The organism is Arthrobacter sp. 10N418 (genome assembly GCF_056394725.1).
Genome location: NZ_JBFTIK010000004.1, coordinates 129509 through 147403 on the forward strand (window position 1 = coordinate 129509; position 17895 = coordinate 147403).

Here is a 17895-nt window from a genome sequence, read left to right on the forward strand (position 1 = left end):
GCTGAGCACATTGACCACCACAGTCTGGCTGCTGATCGCAAGCATCATCCTTCCTTTGACCTACTTTGCCTGGTCACTGATTGGCGTCGACAGGGCCGCCGGCCGTTTGATCCAATCCAGGCTCGCGGCTGCTTCGACCCCGCGGCCCGGTGATACAGAGGCCGGTCCCCACGGGCTGGTCCTCCTGGCCCGCAAGCTGACACCGACGGCCTACGTGCACCATCTGGACCAGATGCTCGGGAAGGCGGGACGGCCGGCCTCAATGCCGCTGGACCGCCTCCTGACGCTGAAACCGCTGGCGGCCCTTGGCGGTGCCTTGCTCGCCGTTCTTTTCGGTGGGGCAAAAAGCCCGCAGGGAGGCCTGATGTCTGTGGCCCTCACGGCGGCCTGCTACGCCCTGCCCGACCTGCTCGTGTACAACAGCGGCACGAAACGCCAGGCGAGATTACGGCTGGATCTGCCCAATGTCATGGACCAACTGCTGATCTCGGTCGAGGCAGGCCTGGGGTTCGAGGTCGCCATGTCCCGGGTGGGGGCGAACGGTTCGGGTCCCGTCGCGGAAGAGATGGTGCGGACGCTGCAGGACATCCAGGCCGGGAGTACCCGCCGTGACGCCTACAAAGCCATGGCCGCGCGGTCCTCGGTTCCGGAGTTGAAGAGCTTCGTGAGCGCAATCATCCAGGCTGATGTACAGGGGCTTTCCGTGGCGCGGGTATTGAAACCCCAGGCGGATCAGATGCGGATCAGGCGACGTCTTCGGGCAGAGGAAAAAGCTATGAAACTTCCCGTCGCGGTGGTATTTCCGCTGCTTCTCTTTATCTTCCCGCCGCTGTTTATCGTCATCCTTGGTCCCGCCGTCATCAACACCATCGCCACATTTTCGGGCCGCTGATGAACGCATCCAACCGGCACGCCGTTCAGGAATCACTTTCGGATTGAAAGGAGCATCAGATGCTGGGGTCCAAGACAAGACATCGAGAGGTTCGGGATGACCGGCAGCGCGGTGCGACGGCGGTGGAATTTGCCTTGATCCTGCCCTTGCTCCTGTCCATGCTCCTCGGCGTGATCGACTTTGGGATGGCCTTAGGTCAAAGCGTCAGCCTGCAGGGGGCGGCCCGCGAAAGTGCAAGGCAGGGAGTGACGCAAGGTGACGTCATTGCGTCCGCCAACCATGCAGCGGGTTCGCTGGACAGCAGCCAACTCCAGGTTCAGTTCACCGTCGACACGTCAGCCGGGGCTCCGGGAGTCATGGTCGTTTGCCTGCGCTACCCCGAGTCCTCCCTGACCGGTTTCTATTCGTGGGTACTCGGCGGCGTCTTCGAGGCCAAAGCCGTAATGAAAATGGAGGGCCCGGCGGCTTTGGCCTCGGGTGCACAGCGTTGGACCGGAGGATCATGCACGCCTTGACACCAGGATCGCTCGTGAAGCGGCTACGTAACCGGGAGCACTTGAAGGAAAAGAACAAGCCCGGCAAGGCGTCCCGGGAGCGTGGAGCGGCTGCAGTCATCTTCGCTCTGACGATTCCGGTGCTCTTCGGAGCCCTTGCGATGGCCCTCGATGTCGGCTCGCTGGTGTACGAGCGCCAGCACCTGAGCAACGCGCTGGACGCCGCAGCGCTAGCCGGCGCAGCGTCGCTCCCTGGTGATCCGGTGGCCGCCCGCAACGCCGCGATGTCATTCGCCCGGGCCAACGACCCCGCAGCGTCCCCTACGGTCACCTTCTGGTGCGTGGTGGCTTCAACAGGCGCGGGCCGGACCGTCCTCAGCAGCCAGATCCCGAGCGTTTGCAACCCCGGAGCGATTACCGGGGCCAGGTGCAGCGAGACTATCTGCGCCATCCCCTGCATCCCTGGGGCCGGAACCTCCTGTAATTCGATCACAGTAAGCGACGACAAAGACGTCGCGTTCCGGTTCGCTCCCGTGATCGGGATTAATACCGGTAGCACTGGCACGATGGCCTCGGATGCCTGCAAAGGCTCCTGTGGCACCCAGACCCCGAACCCCATGGATGTCGCCCTGGTCGCGGACCGCACCGGCAGTATGAGTACCGCCGACCTCGCCAGCATGCAGACAGCAATTCAAACCACGCTCAAGACGATGACCAAGGACCAGCAGTACGTAGCACTTGGCACCATCGGCCGCAGCGCTGGCACGTCCGGCTGTGTCACCGCCCCGTCGGGCTCGGCTACGAGTGGCCCATGGATTCCTGTCCCGTTCTCCAACGATTACACGACTTCAGGCACGCCGCCGGCGCTGAACAACGGCAGCGCGCTCGTCCAGGGTGTGCAATGCCTGACTCACTCGGGGATTGGCACGTACCTGGCGTCACCCATGAAGGCCGCGGCACGGTATCTGCTTGGTCTGGATCCCAACAACTTGGTGAGCCTGCCGGCGCGTGCAGGAACCCCCCATAAGGCCATCGTCCTGGAGACGGATGGACAACCGAACGAGACCGGCACCGGAGGATCCACCTCGGTGGACATCGCCGGCGACCTCCAGAACTCAGACGGGGCGGTCGCCTGCAACAATTTGAAGGCAGTCGCGGCGGACGCCAAGGCGAGAGGAATCCTGGTCGTCACTGTTGCCTACAACGCAGCGACTTCCGCCCGATGCGGAAGCAGCCCCATGTTTGTGCGCGACGTTCTCGCTGCTGCCGCCTCTGAGAAGTCCCCGGGAGTCCCAAGCACTGCCAGCAATGATTGTTCGACGCCGGCGCTGGCGGCTGCGGAGAACTCCGACGGAGATTACTTCTTCTGCGCCTCAAACGGAGCGGACCTCGGTCCGATCTTTGTCTCGGCGATCAACGCGATCAGCTCGAACTCCCGCCTGATCCGGATTCCCGGCTGACGGCTCGCGGTACGTCTTTCCGGGCCACTAACGGCTCCCGCCCGGAAAGCCACAGGGTTTCCGCAGGAAAGCCCGGAGTGCACGGCAGGGGCCCCTGACAGGAAGTAGCGTGGTCACATGTCTTTACTAGCCGCAGCCCCCGACGACGGCAACGCGGGCACGGCATTCGCCCCCTGTGACGCTGCGCGCGGCGCCGGGCAGCCCGTGCCCGTCTCTGCCTCGGCTGCCGCTCCGGGCGTTGCGCCTCTCGTGGACCCCGCTGCGCTGCAGGACCTCAGCGTCCAGCTGGAGAGCCCGGCCGTAGCCAAGGGATTCGCCCGGGACTACGCCAAAATGTGGGAGCAGAGGTACCGTTCGCTGGCGTCGGCCCTTGAGCGCCGTGACGAGGCGGCCTCGCTGGACGCCGTGCTGAGCGTCCGGACATCGTCTGAGATGGTCGGCGGCCTCCGTCTTGCCCAGCTCGCCGGAGAGCTGGAAATGGCCATCCGTGCCGGCGACTTGGAGCATGCACGCTCGCTCCTTGGGGACGTAGCCGAGCGCGGCGGCGAAACCATGGACGAGCTTCAATTCAGCTACGTCTTCCGGGACAGCTGACGCAAGGGACTGACCGGCCCCGAGATTGACCGGCCCTCATTCAAGGGCACGGTCGCAGGCCGCTATCGTGCCGGCGCCAGCCGGTATCCCACGCCGCGGACGGTCTGGAGCCAGCGCGGCTGCAACGGGTCCTCGCGCAGCTTCCGGCGGAGGTTTCCGATGTGCACTTCGACTGCGCGCTCATCGGATTCGCTGATGTATGCATCCACCCGGTAGTACTCACCGCGCACCACCCGGACCAGATCGGTCTTTGACCGGACGGCGCCTGCAGCCTTGAGCAGCGCGTGCAGGAGATCGAACTCGCTGCGGGTCAGGCTGGCGGGGACGCCGTCAACCGCCACGGAGCGGGTCTCCGGGTTCAGTTCCAGGCCGTTGTGGCGGAACACAGAGTCTTCGGGCGCGGTGGACGCCGGCAGCATGGCGGTGGCAGGAGCCGGGGCGGACGGCACGGCGGACAAGACATCCTGCCGCGGCCGCCTCATCATCGCTCCGACCCGGGCACGCAGTTCGCGCGGCCTGAACGGCTTGGCCAGGAAGTCATCCGCCCCGGTATGGAATGCCGTGAGCGTATCGAGCTCGTCGGTTCGAGCCGTCAGCATGACGACGTACGCATCGCTGAACTGCCGGATGCGGCGGAGCACCTCGAACCCGTCAATGTCCGGAAGACCCACATCCAGGGTGACGACGCTGGCCGCCTCGCGCCGGACGACGTCCACCCCTTCCCGCCCTCCCGAGGCGGAGTGGACCTCGAACCCGGCCTGGCTCAACACGGCTTCGACTAGGTTCCGAACATCTTCGTCGTCTTCAACGACGACGGCGACTCCCATGTCAGTCATGGCCCCCCTCACATCTGGCAAGCTCCGCGGCCTACCGCGGATGCGCAGGCAGCGTTGATCTCGTCGGCCCCCAACCGGCACTGTCAGAATACCCACGGACGAGGGCAAAAAACGTTGCGGCGCAGCAACAGACGCCACAAAACTTGGATTTGTGTCACGGTTATGTGACACCGGGTGTAAAACTGGAGCAGCAAGAAAGGGGCGCGGCTTCAGTGGGTGAAGAATTGAGGGTCTGGGGTGCAGGCCGGTTCGTCAAGGCTTTAAGTCCGCGCGCCCGGGTTCTGGCGAGCCAGCTCCCGCTGACGCTCGTGGTTGCGGCTGCGGTGACTGCGGCGCCCGCAGGCTGGCGGCCTGGCGTCCTCCACAGCGTCCTCGGCCTCGTCGGGCTGGGCCTGTATGCGGCCCTGCTGACCCTCATGATCCGCCGAATCGAATCCAAGGAAGCTGAGCTACAAGCCCTGCTCGCGGACAGCAGGGATCGTGTTCAGCTCCTCGACGCGGTTCTGGACACCGTCGACGTCGGCATCGTGGCGGTAGACGCCGATGGCCGCCGCCTGCTGACGAACTCCTGGCAGGCCCGGCTTGAGGCATCAGCGGCGCCTCCCCGCAGTCTCCGGGTGCCGGAGGAGGGTCAACTGGCGTTGATGGGGCAGGACAAGAGGACGCCGCTTGCGCTCGATCGGCGTCCGCTGCGGCGTGCGCTGGACGGCGAATCATTTGCCGACTATCTGGTCTGCTTCGGGGCGGCGCCGGGCAGCCGGGTGGTTTCGACCGCCGCCCGGGCGCTGAGGAACGACGACGGCGGCTTCCGTGGGGCGGTGGTGGTGTTCAACGAGGTCACAGGCATGGCCGATGCCCTGGCCGCGAAGGATGATGTGGTGTCCACGGTCTCACATGAGTTCCGCACGCCGTTGACCTCAATCATTGGCAACCTGGACCTGGTCCTCGCGGACGTGGAGGACCTTCCGACCCCGGCCGTCCGCCGCATCGAAGTCGCGCAACGCAATGCCGAGCGGCTGCTTGCCCTGGTCTCCGACCTCCTGATGACCGCGACCTCGGCCGTCCACGTTCATCCCCGCCGCACCGACCTGGCCAGCCTGGTGGAAGCCACCCTGAGTTCCGCGCAGGCACATGCCCAGTCGTCGCTGGTCTCGCTGTCGGCGGAAATCCCTGCGCCCCTGTGGGCCCACGTTGATCCGCTCCGTATCGGCCAGGCACTGGACAACCTCGTTTCCAACGCCATCAAGTACTCGCCGGACGGCGGTTCTGTCCGGGTCTCGGGGAGCACTGAGGACGGCCGGATACGGCTTCACGTCCAGGACACCGGCATGGGCATGACCGCAGCAGACGCAGAGCGGGTATTCACCCGGTTCTTCCGGAGTCCCGTGGTCCGGGACGGGGCAATCCCGGGGGCAGGACTCGGATTGTCGATCACCAAGGCCATCGTGGAACGCCACGGCGGGACGATCTCCTGCACCACGCTTCCGGGCCGCGGCAGCACGTTCACCGTCGAGCTTCCCGCCGGGGGTCCCCCGGCCGCCTTCTAATGGGCCGGGGATTCCCCACCCACGGAGGTCCCGGCCGGCGTGTTGGGCCGAACCGCCGCCGAGTGGCGGTTTCGCGCCGTCGAATGTGGGGAAGTTCCGCGGCGCCTTCACGAAAGTTCTGGATTCCGTCGGTCTTACGCGCGCATGGCCCTAGTCAGCTCTGCCCGGGCCAGCATTCCGCTTTCCGACGGGTAGGCCACTTCCTCCAGCACCAGCGGATGCGGGGCAGCCAGCACCGACTTGGCGTCCCGCTGCCGGGCAAGCAGCCGTTCCAGCATCCATTCCGGGGATTCCAGGCCCTCCCCCACGAAGAGCGCCGAGCCCACGAGGGAGCGCACCATGTTGTGGCAGAACGCGTCAGCCTGCACCGTGGCGACAATGACGCCGTCGGTTCCGCGGGCGAATTCGAAGCGCTGCAGCTCCCTGATGGTGGTCGCGCCCTCCCGCGGCTTGCAGTAGGAGCGGAAATCCTGCAGCCCCAGCAGCTGCGAGGCGCCCTCGTTGAGCAGCCCAACGTCCAGCGGGGCTTTGTGCCAGAGCGTCGAGTAGCGGCCCAGCGGGTCCCAGAGCGCGGGACCGTCCGCGATCCGGTAGGAGTAGCGGCGCCAGAGCGCGGAAAAACGCGCGTCGAAGCCCTCCGGAGCCACAGTGACGTCGTGGACTTCGATGGCTCCGCTGAGTTGCCCGAGCCCGCGGCTCAGGGCGCCGCGCACGCGGCGGAGCAGGGCGACGGCGGGATCCAGCTCGGCGCCGCGGTTCAGGCCCAGCCACTCGGCCTGCGTGAGGTTCAGATGCACCACCTGGCCGCGGGCGTGTACGCCCGCATCTGTCCGGCCCGCCACGGTGACCCGGACCGGGCGCCGGATGAGCAGCTCAAGGGCCTGCTCCAGCGTGCCCTGGACAGTGCGCAGGCCAGGCTGGACGGCCCACCCGCTGAAGGGGCCGCCGTCGTAGCCCAGATCCAACCGGATACGCAAAAACCCGCCGCCCCCCATGACGGGGGCAGCGGGTTTTGGCTCGTTCATAGACTTAAGTCTATGCGAAGAAATCAGCGAACTACTTCGCGTCCTTCTCCGAGGAGGCGGCTGCTTCCTCGGCGGCCGGAGCCTCTTCGGTAGCTGCAGCTTCAGTCTCAACGACCTCAGCCTCAGGAGCCTCTTCGGTCTCGGCAACCGGAGCTGCCTCGGCCTTCCCGGCGTCCTTCTTCTCAGCGTCCCGCTGTGCAGCGGAAGTAGCCTCGGCTACCACGGCCTGCTTGGCGGAAACCGGCTCGAGAACCAGTTCGATGACAGCCATGGGAGCGTTGTCGCCCTTGCGGTTGCCGATCTTGGTGATGCGGGTGTAACCGCCGTTGCGGTTCTCCACTGCCTGTGCAATATCGGTGAACAGCTCGTGGACGATGCCCTTGTCGCTGATCAGGCCGAGTACACGGCGGCGGGAAGCCAGGTCGCCACGCTTGGCGAAGGTCACCAGGCGCTCAGCGTAAGGCTTCAGTCGCTTGGCCTTGGTCACCGTGGTGGTGATCCGCTTGTGCTCGAAGAGCGCGGCGGACAGGTTCGCGAGCATAAGACGCTCGTGAGCCGCTCCGCCTCCGAGGCGCGGACCCTTAGCGGGTGTAGGCATAATAGTTTCTCCTCATGTGGAAGCCGGTGGGTTGCGCACGCCAGGGTGCATCGGGCCCGCCGGCCAAGATCTGTTTGTTAGAGCTCGTCGTCGCTGAAAGCGGCGTCGTCCTCTTCGATGGCTGCGGCACGTGCTGCGAGGTCGAATCCGGGAGGGGAGTCCTTGAGGGACAGCCCCAGTTCCACCAGCTTTGCCTTGACCTCGTCAATGGACTTCGCACCGAAGTTACGGATATCCATGAGGTCAGCCTCGGAGCGGGCAACGAGTTCACCCACGGTGTGGATGCCCTCACGCTTGAGGCAGTTGTAGGAACGGACGGTGAGGTCCAGATCCTCGATCGGCAGTGCCATGTCGGCTGCCAGGGCAGCGTCCGTCGGCGACGGGCCAATCTCGATACCTTCAGCTGCGGTGTTCAGCTCGCGAGCCAGACCGAACAGTTCCACCAGGGTGGTACCTGCCGAAGCAACAGCATCGCGCGGGGCGATGGCCTGCTTGGTCTCGACGTCGACAATCAGCTTGTCGAAGTCAGTGCGCTGCTCAACACGGGTAGCTTCCACGCGGAAAGTAACCTTCAGGACCGGCGAGTAGATCGAGTCGACCGGGATGCGGCCGATCTCGGAGTCGCCGGACTTGTTCTGAGCTGCCGAAACGTAGCCGCGGCCTCGCTCGATGGTCAGTTCGAGTTCGAACTTGCCCTTCGAATTCAGCGTGGCAATGTGCAGATCCGGGTTGTGGAATTCGACGCCGGCCGGCGGAGCGATGTCCGCGGCGGTGACGACTCCCGGGCCCTGCTTGCGCAGGTACGCAACAACCGGCTCGTCGTGCTCGGAGGAAACCGACAGGTTCTTGATGTTCAGGATGATCTCAGTGACATCTTCCTTGACACCCGGGACCGTGGTGAACTCGTGCAGCACGCCATCGATCCGGATGCTCGTTACAGAGGCACCGGGGATGGAGGAGAGCAGGGTACGGCGGAGGGAGTTTCCGAGGGTGTACCCGAAGCCCGGCTCAAGCGGTTCAATGATGAACCGGGAGCGGTTTTCGGAGACGACCTCTTCGGAGAGGGTGGGGCGCTGTGCAATGAGCACTTAGGTTTCCTTTCGGCGAGCATCCGCTATATGACGCAACACAGGTGGTGGAAAGATCGGTCTAAAGTCTTAACGCGGCCGGGCCTGCCCGGACCCGTGAGGGTCCGGGCAAGCTCCTGAGCGCTGGAAAGCCTTAGACGCGGCGGCGCTTGGGCGGACGGCAGCCGTTGTGGGCGCTGGGGGTTACATCCTGGATGGATCCAACCTCGAGGCCAGCGGCCTGCAGTGAGCGGATGGCGGTCTCGCGTCCGGAACCCGGTCCCTTGACGAACACGTCAACCTTGCGCATGCCGTGCTCCTGTGCACGCTTCGCGGCGGCCTCGGCAGCCATCTGGGCAGCGAACGGGGTGGACTTGCGCGAGCCCTTGAAGCCAACCTCACCGGACGAAGCCCAGGAGATGACAGCACCGTTCGGATCCGTGATGGAAACGATGGTGTTGTTAAAGGTGCTCTTGATGTGCGCCTGGCCCAGCGCGATATTCTTCTTGTCCTTCTTACGCGGCTTGCGAACCGCGCCACGAGTCTTCGGGGGCATTTTTTCTCCTACAGAAAGTTATCGGGGGTAGGCCGAGTTAATCCCTCAGGGATTAACGGGCCTTCTTCTTGCCTGCGACGGTGCGCTTCGGGCCCTTGCGGGTACGCGCGTTCGTCTTCGTACGCTGTCCGCGCACTGGCAGGCCCTTGCGGTGGCGAATACCTTCGTAGCTGCCGATCTCAACCTTGCGGCGGATGTCAGCGGCTACCTCGCGGCGAAGGTCACCCTCAACCTTGTAGTTGCCTTCAATGTAGTCACGCAGCTCAACCAGCTGTGCGTCCGTCAGGTCCTTGACCCGAACGTCCGCGCTGATGCCGGTGGCAGCCAGGGTTTCGTGTGCACGGGTCTTGCCCACGCCGTAGATGTAAGTAAGCGCAATTTCCAACCGCTTTTCGCGGGGAATGTCTACGCCAGCGAGACGAGCCATAGAGGCAGTGCTCCTTGAATAAACCGGAGGTCGTAGGCAGTACACCCGCACGGTCCGTGCGGCCCCAGCCTCCGACCGGGGGTTAGCTGTACGGGCCCATACGTCCCAAATCAGCTTGTGCTGCCTTTTATTTACTTGCGTGGGTTAGCAACCCAGGATTTCCCGAAGGGGAAATTAGCCCTGGCGCTGCTTGTGGCGCGGGTTCTCGCAGATCACCATGACCCGGCCATTACGGCGGATCACTTTGCACTTTTCGCAGATCTGCTTGACGCTCGGCTTGACCTTCATGGCGTTCCTTTGCGTGTTGCAGTTGGTCAGCTGGACCGGCCTTCGGCTGTTGCTCTGGCCGCCCAGTGTTTACTTGTAGCGGTAGACGATACGACCACGTGTCAGGTCGTACGGGCTCAGCTCCACCACTACCCGGTCCTCAGGGAGAATCCTGATGTAGTGCTGGCGCATCTTTCCAGAGATGTGTGCCAGAACGATGTGCTTGTTGGTGAGCTCAACGCGAAACATCGCATTGGGCAGCGCCTCAGTCACAACGCCCTCGATCTCAATGACCCCGTCCTTCTTGGCCATACCCTCCGCTAACTGTTGTTGCCGCCGCCTCCCGGTTTGCACCGGTCATGACTGCGGACGTTTTTGATTGATTGGCTGATGCCTCCCGGCCACAAAAGGGCACAACAGGGCAGACAACCAACAGACAACATTACGCCATTCGGGCGCGATTGTTAAATCCAGCAATCGTAGCGCACTCAGCCCCCGTACGCACCTAAGGCCACCGCCGGCGTGACCACGGCCTCGGCGCTGGCAATTCCGTCCAGGATGGCCAGGCGGACGACGTCGGCTGCCGCGCTTTGCAGGGTGATCAGGCTCAGTTGCCGCGCGGCTTCGGTGCTGCGGTCCAGCGAGACGGTGCAGGTCGCCAGGGTGAAGACGGTGTCCCCGTCCGCCAGGGTATGGCTCGGATCAAGCGCCCGGGCCAGTCCGGCATGGGCCGCCGACGCCGTCCGCTTGCACTCGGCCTTGTCCAGGACCGCGTTCGTGGCGACGACGACGAGGGTGGTGTTCAGTGCCGGTGGCTCTGTCGAGCTAACGCCGCCGTTCCCGGCTTTCGCCTCAACAACCGCAACCCTCTGCGCGCTCGCTCGTTCCTCGCTTAGACGCACGCTGCCGGGTTCCGGCCGCTGCGGCGATGTGCCAAAAGGCAATCCAAGCGCATTCACCACGGCGATGGCACCGACCACCACCCCGTTGTCTAATGTAATGGAGGCTGTGCCCACTCCTCCCTTGAACCGGCCCCGGCCGATCGCCGCTCCCGTGCCGGCGCCGACGTTGCCGCGCCCGACGTCGTGCCCTTCTGCCTGGGCGGCAGCCGCGGCAGTGGCCGCATAGCCCATGGCCGCATCCGGGCGGGCGGAAAAATCGCCCCCGCGGCCCAGGTCAAAGATCGCGGCGGCCGGAACGATCGGAACGACGCCGCCGGGAACGGCGAACCCCCGGCCGCTCTCCTCGCACCAGCGCTGGGCACCGTGTGCCGCGACCAGGCCGAAGGCGCTCCCGCCGGTGAGGACCACGGCGTCCACGGCAGAAGTCAGCGTGGTCGGATCCAGCGCATCGGTCTCGTGGGTGCCCGGGCCGCCTCCCCGGACGTCGACGGAGCCGATCGTGCCCGGCGGCGGAAGCACCACGGTCACGCCGGTCAGCCACCCGCCGTCGAACTTGTGAACGTGCCCCACGCGAAGGCCGGCTACATCCGTAATCGCAGTCATGGCTCCATTGTGCGCCCGCCGGCGCCGCGGACCCGGCTGATGCCTGCATTGCCGGTGTTGCCGAGCCCTCCGGCGCGAATTGCGTGCGGCCCGTAGCACCAAAGCCACATCAAAGGCAAACGTTATGTAATACTGCAACGAACAATTGGTTAACGGGCAGGGAAGCCTGACAAAACAAAGCCCCGACCGGGTCTTGTGCGGGGTTCCGCCCACCGAGTGTGTGGTGAAGTGAAGTAGATCCCCCGCCCATCCGCCTGCCACTGGCAGGCCCGGATCCCGTTAGAGACCCGAATGACTCGACAACTTACAGACAGTCCGCCGGCCACGGTGGACGCTGCCGCGGCCACCCGGCGCCGGGCACGCTGGTCCGCCAGGACCCGCCGGGACTTCTTCGTCTTCCTGGCCCTGGCACTGCCAAATCTTGCGCTGATAGCGGTCTTCACCTACCTCCCGCTCATCAACAACATCTACTACTCCACCCTGGACTGGACCCTGGGCTCCGCGTCGGCCACCGTGGTCGGATTCGAGAACTACATCACGTTCTTCACGAGCTCCGATGCGCCCGAGGTTCTCGGGACGACGGCGGTCTTTACGGTGGTCACGGTCGGCGGCTCGATGGTGCTCGGCCTCCTGGTTGCCCTGGCGCTGAACTCCAAGGTCCGCGGCACCACCTTTGCCCGGTCAGCCGTCTTTGCACCGTATGTGCTCAGTGGGGTCGGCGTCGGCCTCGTCTGGCTCTTCATCTTCGACCCCGGCTACGGTGTGCTCTCGTGGCTGCTGCGCGGCATCGGACAGCAAAGTCCGCAGTGGATCAACGATCCCCAGCTGTCGCTGGCCATGGTGATCATCGTCTACGTATGGAAGAACCTGGGCTACTGCGCGGTCGTGTACCTGGCCGGCCTGCAGTCGCTGCCGCAGGACGTCATGGAAGCGGCTTCCCTCGACGGCGCCAGCGGCTTCCGCCGGTTTGTCAACATGGCCGTCCCGCTGTTGTCGCCCACCACATTCTTCCTGCTCATCACCACCATGATCAGTTCCCTGCAGGCCTTCGACCTGATCCGGATCATGACCCCGCTGGGCAACGGCACCAGCACGCTGATCTATGAGGCCTATCTCCAGGCCTTCGGCGCATTCAACCGTGCCGGTTACTCGGCGTCCATCTCCGTGGTGCTCTTCGCCATCCTGCTCATCATCACCGTGCTCCAGTTGCGGTTCGTCGAACGGAAGGTGCACTACTCGTGAGCACGCTGTCCCCGGTCAGCCCGGATCCCGCTGCCAATGCCGGACCGGCTTCCGCTCCCGACGGCGGGCCCGGCGCGCCGCGGCGTACCGGCCCGTTCTCCCGCGCCAACCTGGTCCAGACGATCGCGGGCGGCTACATTCCCCTGATCCTGGCGACGCTGGTGGTCTTCCTGCCCTTGCTGTGGATGCTCCTGAGCTCTTTCAAGCAGCCCGGAGAGATCGTCACGACGGACCTGAAGATCCTGCCCGGAAGCCTGAACCTGGAGAACTACCACGTCGCCATGACCACGGTGCCGTTCGCCAGGTTCTTCCTCAACAGCCTGATCGTAACCACTGTGGGTGCCACCGTGAAGGTAATCCTGGCCATCCTCACGGCCTACGCGCTGGTGTTCGTGCGGTTCCCGTTCAAGAACGTCATCTTCGTCGTCATCCTTGTGGCCCTCATGGTGCCCCCGCAGGTATCCATCCTGCCCAACTACATCCTGATCGCTGGCATGGGCGGGAAGAACACCCTGTGGGGGATCATCCTGCCCGGGTTGGGCACCGCGTTCGGCACCTTCCTGCTGCGCCAGCACTTCATGACGCTGCCCGGCTCCATCCTTGAGGCTGCCGAGATTGACGGCGCCGGGCATTGGCGGCGTCTCTGGCAGGTTGTGGCACCGGTATCCGTGCCCTCGATCGCGACGGTTGCCCTGGTCACCGTAGTGAGTGAGTGGAACGACTACATCTGGCCGCTCATCATCACAGACCGCCCCGAGACCATGACGCTGCCGGTGGGCCTTACCCTGCTGCAGAACTCGGAAGGCAACGGGTCCGGCTGGGGCATCCTCATGGCCGGCGCCATGCTCGTGATCGTCCCCATCCTCCTGGTGTTCGCCGCCCTGCAGCGCTATATCGTGGCGGGCCTGACCCAGGGCAGCGTCACCGGATGACGGTGCCGCCGGCCGTGTCCGGCACGACCAGCCCCCTGTTTTATCTCCACCGATATTAAACGAGTCAGCATCTTGAGAGGATCCACATGGCTATGAATCTGGACCGCAGGCATTTCCTGGGAATGGCCGGCCTCACCGCGGGCGCGGCAGCCCTGGCGGCATGCGGCGGCCCCTCCACCGGGGGTTCCGCGGACGCTACGAAGGCCGCGGATATTGATTTCACCGGCGTCAAACCGGCCGCCTCAATCGACTTCTGGACCAGCCACCCGGGACAGTCCCAGGACGTCGAAAAGGCCATCATCGACAAGTTCCAGGCGAAGTTCCCGGACATCAAGGTCAACCTCGTGACCGCCGGCGCCAACTACGAGGAAATCGCCCAGAAGTTCCAGACCTCCCAGGCAGCGAAGTCCGCCCTGCCGGGCCTCGTGGTGCTCTCCGACGTGTGGTGGTTCCGCTACTACACCAACGGCAACATAATCCCCCTTGACGGCCTGATCAAGCAGCTCGACGTCAAGATGGACGACTTCCAGAAGTCCCTCGTTGCGGACTACCAGTACGCCGGCAAGCAGTGGGCCCTCCCCTATGGCCGTTCCACCCCGCTGTTCTACTACAACAAGGACCATTTCAAGGCCGCCGGGCTGCCGGACCGTGCCCCCAAGACCTGGCAGGAGTTTGGCGAGTGGGCCCCGAAGCTCAAGGCCAGCTCCGGCGCCAAGTACGCGTACATCTACCCGGCCCTGGCCGGCTACGCGGGCTGGACCCTGCAGAACAACCTATGGGGCTGGGGTGGCAGCTGGTCCAATGAGTGGACCATCAACTGCGACTCCGCCGAGTCTGTCGCGGCCCTGCAGTGGGCCCAGGACTCGATCTACAAGGTCGGCTGGGCAGGTGTCTCCTCCAAGGAAGCGGCCGACGACTTCTCCGCCGGCATCACCTCCACGACCATCTCTTCGACGGGTTCCCTGCTAGGCGTCCTGAAGTCAGCCAAGTTCAATGTGGGCGTTGGCTTCCTGCCCGGCGGCCCGAAGCAGGAAACCAACGTCTGCCCCACCGGCGGCGCCGGGCTGGGCATTCCCAGCGGCGTGAGCAAGGAAGTGCAGCTCGCGGCTGCCACGTTCCTGAAGTTCATGACCGAACCGGAAAACACGGCTGCGTTTTCCGCGGCCACCGGTTACATGCCCACCCGCATGTCGGCGGACATGAGCGCGGTGCTGGCGAAGACCCCGCAGATCAAGACGGCGATGGACCAGCTTCCCGTGACCCACGTCCAGGACAACGCGCGCGTGTTCCTGCCCGGGGCGGACCAGGAGATGGCGAAGGCTGCGGCCAAGATCCTCACCCAGCAGGGCGACGTCAAGGCCACCATGACGGACCTCAAGGCGACCCTTGAGGGCATCTACAACAAGGACGTGAAGCCGAAGCTCAAGAGCTGACGCGCCACCCGCATCCTGGGGACACGGAAAATCCCTGGCGACACCGGAATTCGGTGGCGCCAGGGATTTTCTGCGTCGGAGGCGGATCTGGGCATCGCCGCCGTGCCGCGTCAGGGAATCGGGACCGGCACGACGCCCAGCGGAGCCAGTTTGGCGGCGCCGCCGTCGGGCGCTGAGAGCACCCAGATGCCCTTCTCATGGACCGCCACGGAGTGCTCCCACTGGCAGGACCGCTGGCCGTCGGTGGTGACCACGGTCCAGTCGTCCGCCAGGACGGCCGTCTCGATGCTTCCGCGCACCAGCATGGGTTCGATCGCCAGGCACAGTCCCGGACGGATCTTCGGCCCGCGGTGGCTGGTGCGGTAGTTCAGGACGTCAGGCGCCATGTGCATCTCCGAACCAATGCCGTGCCCCACGTAGTCCTCCAGGATCCCGAGCGGCTTGCCGGGAACGGAGGAGACGTAGTCGTCAACCGCGTTGCCGATGTCGCCGACGAACTTGCCCGTGGCGAGGGCTGCGATGCCGTGCCACATGGCCGCCTCGGTGACCTCGGAGAGCCGCTGGTCTTCGGGATCGGCGGTGCCCACGATCACGGTCCTTGCGGAATCGGAGTGCCAGCCGTCAAGGACCGCACCGCCGTCGATTGAAATGATGTCGCCGTCCTTCAGCACGCGGTCGCCGGGAATGCCGTGCACAACCTCTTCATTGACCGAGGTGCAGATCGTGGCCGGGAAGTCGTGGTAGCCGAGGAAGTTGGACGTGGCGCCCGCCTCCTTGAGCACGGCGGCGAACACCGCGTCGAGGTCGCGGGTGGTCTTGCCGGGTGCGGCCGCCGCGACCGCGGCGTCGAGGGCGCGGCTGAGGACCAGCCCGGCCTCCTGCATGGTGCGCATCTGGGCGTTGGTCTTGTATTCGATGCGCGGCTGGCCGAATGCCATCTGCAGCTTCCTTTCGGTGGGGCCGACTGCCCTGGGGAAGGCACGCGGCCGAAATGGCTGAGGCCCCTCCCGGTGGTCCGGGAGGGGCCTCAAATGTCGTGGGCCGGGATCAGGCGGCCTGGGCCTCTTTGATGGCCTGCATGACGCGGTCGGTGACCTCGTCGATGGCGCCGATGCCATCAACGCGGGTCAGGATGCCACGGTCGGCGTACTTGGCCACGACCGCTTCCGTCTGGCCGTGGTAAAGGTCAAGCCGGTGGCGGATGACGGCCTCGTTGTCGTCGCTGCGTCCGGTGTCCTTGGCGCGGCCCAATAGCCGCGCGACGAGTTCCTCGTCATCGGCCGTGAGCTGCAGGACGACGTCGAGCTTCTGGTTGCCGCCGGCAAGGATGTCGTCGAGGTAGTCCACCTGCGCGGTGGTGCGCGGGTATCCGTCCAGAAGGAAGCCGGCTTCGACGTCGTTCTCGCTGAGGCGGTCGCGGACCATCTTGTTGGTCACGCTGTCCGGAACGAAGTCGCCCGCGTCCATGTACTTCTTGGCTTCGATGCCCAACGGCGTCTCACCCTTGACGTTGGCACGGAAGATGTCACCGGTGGAGATCGCAACGACGCCGAGGCGCTCCGAAATGCGTTCCGCCTGCGTTCCCTTGCCTGAACCGGGGGGTCCGATAATCAACATTCTCGTCATCGCAAAAGCCCTTCGTAGTGACGTTGCTGTAGCTGCGCATCAATCTGCTTCACGGTCTCCAGGCCGACGCCCACCATGATCAGGATCGAGGTGCCGCCGAACGGGAAGTTCTGGTTCGCGTTGATCAGGACCAGTGCAACCAGCGGGATCAGTGCCACGAAGCCCAAGTAGAAGGCGCCGGGCAGGGTGATCCGGGATAGGACGTACTGAAGATAATCCGCGGTCGGCTTGCCGGCGCGGATGCCCGGAATGAAGCCGCCGTACTTCTTCATGTTGTCCGAGACCTCTTCGGGGTTGAAGGTAATCGCAACATAGAAGTAGGTGAAGAACACAATCATGGCGAAATACAGCGCCATATAGATCGGGTGGTCACCCTTGGTCATGTTGTTGTTGATCCACTCGACCCACGGCTGCATCTGCTCGCCGGCCTTGGGCTGGTTGAACTGCGCGATCAGCCCGGGCAGGTACAGCATGGACGAAGCGAAGATGACGGGCACGACGCCGGCCATGTTCACCTTGATGGGGATGTAGGTGCTGGTGCCGCCAACCGTGCGGCGTCCGATCATGCGCTTGGCGTACTGCACCGGAATGCGGCGCTGGGACTGCTCCACGAAGACCACGAGGGCAACTGTGAGCAGGCCGATGACCAGGACCATGAAGAAGGTGCCCGGTCCCTGGGCCTTCCAGATGGCGCCGAGGGAGCCCGGGAAGCCTGCCGCGATGGACGTGAAGATGAGCAGGGACATGCCGTTGCCGACGCCCTTTTCCGTCACGAGCTCGCCCATCCACATGATCAGGCCGGTGCCGGCCGTCAAGGTGATGACAATCAGGATCGTGGTGATGATGCTGGCGTCCGGGATGATCGGCAGCTGGCAGTTCGGCAGCAGCTGGCCGGACCGGGCCAGGGAAACGAGCGTCGTGGCGTTCAGCAGGCCGAGGGCGATCGTGAGGTAGCGGGTGTACTGCGTCAGCTTCGACTGGCCCGAGGCGCCCTCATCGTAGAGCTCCTGGAAACGGGGAATGACCACCCGGAGGAGCTGGACGATGATGCTGGCCGTGATGTACGGCATGATGCCGAGGGCAAAGATGGAGACCTGCAGCAATGCACCGCCGCTGAACAGGTTGACGAGCTGGTAGATCCCGCCCGAGGTCTGACCGTTCTGCAAGCATTGCTGGACATTCTGGTAGCTCACACCGGGCGAGGGGATGAAGGCACCCAAGCGGAAGATTGTGATGATTCCCAGCGTGAACAACAACTTGCGTCGCAGATCAGGCGTGCGAAAGGCCCGGCCAAATGCGCTAAGCAAGCGTCCTCCTGAGTAATAAGTAAAGTCGTGTGAGACAGGTCAAATAAACCCAACAACCGAGTCTAACGGGTGGATGCGCCCTGCGAA

Annotated in this window: 20 protein-coding genes; 8 read left to right on the forward strand and 12 right to left on the reverse strand. The window is 64.6% G+C overall.

What is annotated here, in order from left to right; genetic code table 11:
• The first annotated feature begins 10 nt into the window (after nucleotides 1-10).
• From AC1DCZ_RS04665 to AC1DCZ_RS04680, 4 genes are all read left to right on the forward strand, one after another.
• A complete protein-coding gene (locus tag AC1DCZ_RS04665) occupies nucleotides 11-892 on the forward strand; it encodes a type II secretion system F family protein (protein ID WP_476973581.1) in 882 nt (293 codons plus the stop codon).
• Nucleotides 893-951: 59 nt separating this feature from the next.
• A complete protein-coding gene (locus AC1DCZ_RS04670; RefSeq protein WP_476973582.1) occupies nucleotides 952-1407 on the forward strand; it encodes a TadE/TadG family type IV pilus assembly protein in 456 nt (151 codons plus the stop codon).
• 14 nt (nucleotides 1408-1421) lie between these two features.
• Entirely contained in the window at nucleotides 1422-2846 is a 1425-nt protein-coding gene (locus tag AC1DCZ_RS04675; RefSeq protein WP_476973583.1) for a pilus assembly protein TadG-related protein, read from the forward strand.
• 117 nt (nucleotides 2847-2963) lie between these two features.
• Nucleotides 2964-3440 (forward strand): Hpt domain-containing protein, encoded by a 477-nt coding sequence (locus AC1DCZ_RS04680; RefSeq protein WP_476973584.1) that lies wholly within the window; start codon nucleotides 2964-2966, stop codon nucleotides 3438-3440.
• A gap of 62 nt (nucleotides 3441-3502) precedes the next feature.
• On the opposite strand, the gene AC1DCZ_RS04685 is transcribed toward AC1DCZ_RS04680, so the two are convergent.
• The gene (locus AC1DCZ_RS04685) at nucleotides 3503-4276 is read right to left on the reverse strand and encodes a response regulator transcription factor (protein ID WP_476973585.1); all 774 of its coding nucleotides are present in this window, start codon (nucleotides 4274-4276) and stop codon (nucleotides 3503-3505) included.
• Nucleotides 4277-4488: 212 nt separating this feature from the next.
• Between AC1DCZ_RS04685 and AC1DCZ_RS04690 the strand changes: the two genes are divergently transcribed.
• On the forward strand, nucleotides 4489-5823 hold the full coding sequence (locus AC1DCZ_RS04690; RefSeq protein ID WP_476973586.1) for a sensor histidine kinase: 1335 nt from the start codon (nucleotides 4489-4491) through the stop codon (nucleotides 5821-5823).
• Nucleotides 5824-5957: 134 nt separating this feature from the next.
• Here the strand turns inward: AC1DCZ_RS04690 and truA are convergent, their stop codons facing one another.
• The 8 genes from truA to AC1DCZ_RS04730 form a co-directional block, all read right to left on the reverse strand.
• A complete protein-coding gene (gene truA / locus AC1DCZ_RS04695; RefSeq protein ID WP_476973587.1) occupies nucleotides 5958-6848 on the reverse strand; it encodes a tRNA pseudouridine(38-40) synthase TruA in 891 nt (296 codons plus the stop codon).
• Between the two features lie 31 nt (nucleotides 6849-6879).
• A complete protein-coding gene (rplQ, locus tag AC1DCZ_RS04700; RefSeq protein ID WP_476973588.1) occupies nucleotides 6880-7446 on the reverse strand; it encodes a 50S ribosomal protein L17 in 567 nt (188 codons plus the stop codon).
• A gap of 77 nt (nucleotides 7447-7523) precedes the next feature.
• Nucleotides 7524-8534, reverse strand: coding sequence for a DNA-directed RNA polymerase subunit alpha (locus tag AC1DCZ_RS04705; protein WP_018773683.1), 1011 nt, complete (start codon nucleotides 8532-8534; stop codon nucleotides 7524-7526).
• Between the two features lie 133 nt (nucleotides 8535-8667).
• On the reverse strand, nucleotides 8668-9069 hold the full coding sequence (gene rpsK, locus AC1DCZ_RS04710) for a 30S ribosomal protein S11 (RefSeq protein WP_018773682.1): 402 nt from the start codon (nucleotides 9067-9069) through the stop codon (nucleotides 8668-8670).
• Nucleotides 9070-9121: 52 nt separating this feature from the next.
• Nucleotides 9122-9496 (reverse strand): 30S ribosomal protein S13, encoded by a 375-nt coding sequence (gene rpsM, locus AC1DCZ_RS04715; protein WP_028275004.1) that lies wholly within the window; start codon nucleotides 9494-9496, stop codon nucleotides 9122-9124.
• Nucleotides 9497-9670: 174 nt separating this feature from the next.
• The gene (gene rpmJ, locus AC1DCZ_RS04720) at nucleotides 9671-9784 is read right to left on the reverse strand and encodes a 50S ribosomal protein L36 (RefSeq protein WP_009358722.1); all 114 of its coding nucleotides are present in this window, start codon (nucleotides 9782-9784) and stop codon (nucleotides 9671-9673) included.
• 69 nt (nucleotides 9785-9853) lie between these two features.
• Nucleotides 9854-10075: a translation initiation factor IF-1 gene (infA, locus tag AC1DCZ_RS04725; protein WP_009358723.1), complete on the reverse strand. Its 222-nt coding sequence runs from the start codon at nucleotides 10073-10075 to the stop codon at nucleotides 9854-9856.
• A gap of 176 nt (nucleotides 10076-10251) precedes the next feature.
• The gene (locus AC1DCZ_RS04730) at nucleotides 10252-11268 is read right to left on the reverse strand and encodes a P1 family peptidase (protein WP_476973589.1); all 1017 of its coding nucleotides are present in this window, start codon (nucleotides 11266-11268) and stop codon (nucleotides 10252-10254) included.
• A gap of 291 nt (nucleotides 11269-11559) precedes the next feature.
• Between AC1DCZ_RS04730 and AC1DCZ_RS04735 the strand changes: the two genes are divergently transcribed.
• From AC1DCZ_RS04735 to AC1DCZ_RS04745, 3 genes are all read left to right on the forward strand, one after another.
• Nucleotides 11560-12510, forward strand: a complete 951-nt coding sequence (locus tag AC1DCZ_RS04735; protein WP_476973590.1) for a carbohydrate ABC transporter permease — start codon at nucleotides 11560-11562, stop codon at nucleotides 12508-12510.
• Complete coding sequence (locus AC1DCZ_RS04740; protein ID WP_476973591.1) at nucleotides 12507-13442, forward strand: carbohydrate ABC transporter permease; 936 nt, start codon at nucleotides 12507-12509, stop codon at nucleotides 13440-13442. The genes AC1DCZ_RS04735 and AC1DCZ_RS04740 overlap by 4 nt, the downstream gene beginning before the upstream one ends.
• A gap of 86 nt (nucleotides 13443-13528) precedes the next feature.
• Complete coding sequence (locus AC1DCZ_RS04745; RefSeq protein WP_476973592.1) at nucleotides 13529-14875, forward strand: ABC transporter substrate-binding protein; 1347 nt, start codon at nucleotides 13529-13531, stop codon at nucleotides 14873-14875.
• 110 nt (nucleotides 14876-14985) lie between these two features.
• Here AC1DCZ_RS04745 and map read toward each other — a convergent pair whose 3' ends face one another.
• The 3 genes from map to secY all read right to left on the reverse strand — a co-directional run bounded on the left by map (nucleotide 14986) and on the right by secY (nucleotide 17808).
• Entirely contained in the window at nucleotides 14986-15813 is an 828-nt protein-coding gene (gene map / locus AC1DCZ_RS04750) for a type I methionyl aminopeptidase (RefSeq protein WP_476973593.1), read from the reverse strand.
• 109 nt (nucleotides 15814-15922) lie between these two features.
• Complete coding sequence (locus tag AC1DCZ_RS04755; RefSeq protein ID WP_476894219.1) at nucleotides 15923-16492, reverse strand: adenylate kinase; 570 nt, start codon at nucleotides 16490-16492, stop codon at nucleotides 15923-15925.
• Between the two features lie 5 nt (nucleotides 16493-16497).
• Nucleotides 16498-17808 (reverse strand): preprotein translocase subunit SecY, encoded by a 1311-nt coding sequence (gene secY, locus AC1DCZ_RS04760; RefSeq protein ID WP_476894034.1) that lies wholly within the window; start codon nucleotides 17806-17808, stop codon nucleotides 16498-16500.
• Nucleotides 17809-17895: the final 87 nt, after the last annotated feature.

Bases quoted from the DNA above. Each gene is read 5' to 3' on its own strand.
- AC1DCZ_RS04670 (WP_476973582.1), top strand. From the start codon at position 952: ATGCTGGGGTCCAAGACAAGACATCGAGAGGTTCGGGATGACCGGCAG.
- AC1DCZ_RS04680 (WP_476973584.1), top strand. From the start codon at position 2,964: ATGTCTTTACTAGCCGCAGCCCCCGACGACGGCAACGCGGGCACGGCA.
- AC1DCZ_RS04685 (WP_476973585.1), bottom strand. From the start codon at position 4,276: ATGACTGACATGGGAGTCGCCGTCGTCGTTGAAGACGACGAAGATGTT.
- truA (WP_476973587.1), bottom strand. From the start codon at position 6,848: ATGAACGAGCCAAAACCCGCTGCCCCCGTCATGGGGGGCGGCGGGTTT.
- rplQ (WP_476973588.1), bottom strand. From the start codon at position 7,446: ATGCCTACACCCGCTAAGGGTCCGCGCCTCGGAGGCGGAGCGGCTCAC.
- rpsK (WP_018773682.1), bottom strand. From the start codon at position 9,069: ATGCCCCCGAAGACTCGTGGCGCGGTTCGCAAGCCGCGTAAGAAGGAC.
- rpsM (WP_028275004.1), bottom strand. From the start codon at position 9,496: ATGGCTCGTCTCGCTGGCGTAGACATTCCCCGCGAAAAGCGGTTGGAA.
- rpmJ (WP_009358722.1), bottom strand. From the start codon at position 9,784: ATGAAGGTCAAGCCGAGCGTCAAGCAGATCTGCGAAAAGTGCAAAGTG.
- infA (WP_009358723.1), bottom strand. From the start codon at position 10,075: ATGGCCAAGAAGGACGGGGTCATTGAGATCGAGGGCGTTGTGACTGAG.
- AC1DCZ_RS04730 (WP_476973589.1), bottom strand. From the start codon at position 11,268: ATGACTGCGATTACGGATGTAGCCGGCCTTCGCGTGGGGCACGTTCAC.
- AC1DCZ_RS04735 (WP_476973590.1), top strand. From the start codon at position 11,560: ATGACTCGACAACTTACAGACAGTCCGCCGGCCACGGTGGACGCTGCC.
- AC1DCZ_RS04745 (WP_476973592.1), top strand. From the start codon at position 13,529: ATGGCTATGAATCTGGACCGCAGGCATTTCCTGGGAATGGCCGGCCTC.
- map (WP_476973593.1), bottom strand. From the start codon at position 15,813: ATGGCATTCGGCCAGCCGCGCATCGAATACAAGACCAACGCCCAGATG.
- AC1DCZ_RS04755 (WP_476894219.1), bottom strand. From the start codon at position 16,492: ATGTTGATTATCGGACCCCCCGGTTCAGGCAAGGGAACGCAGGCGGAA.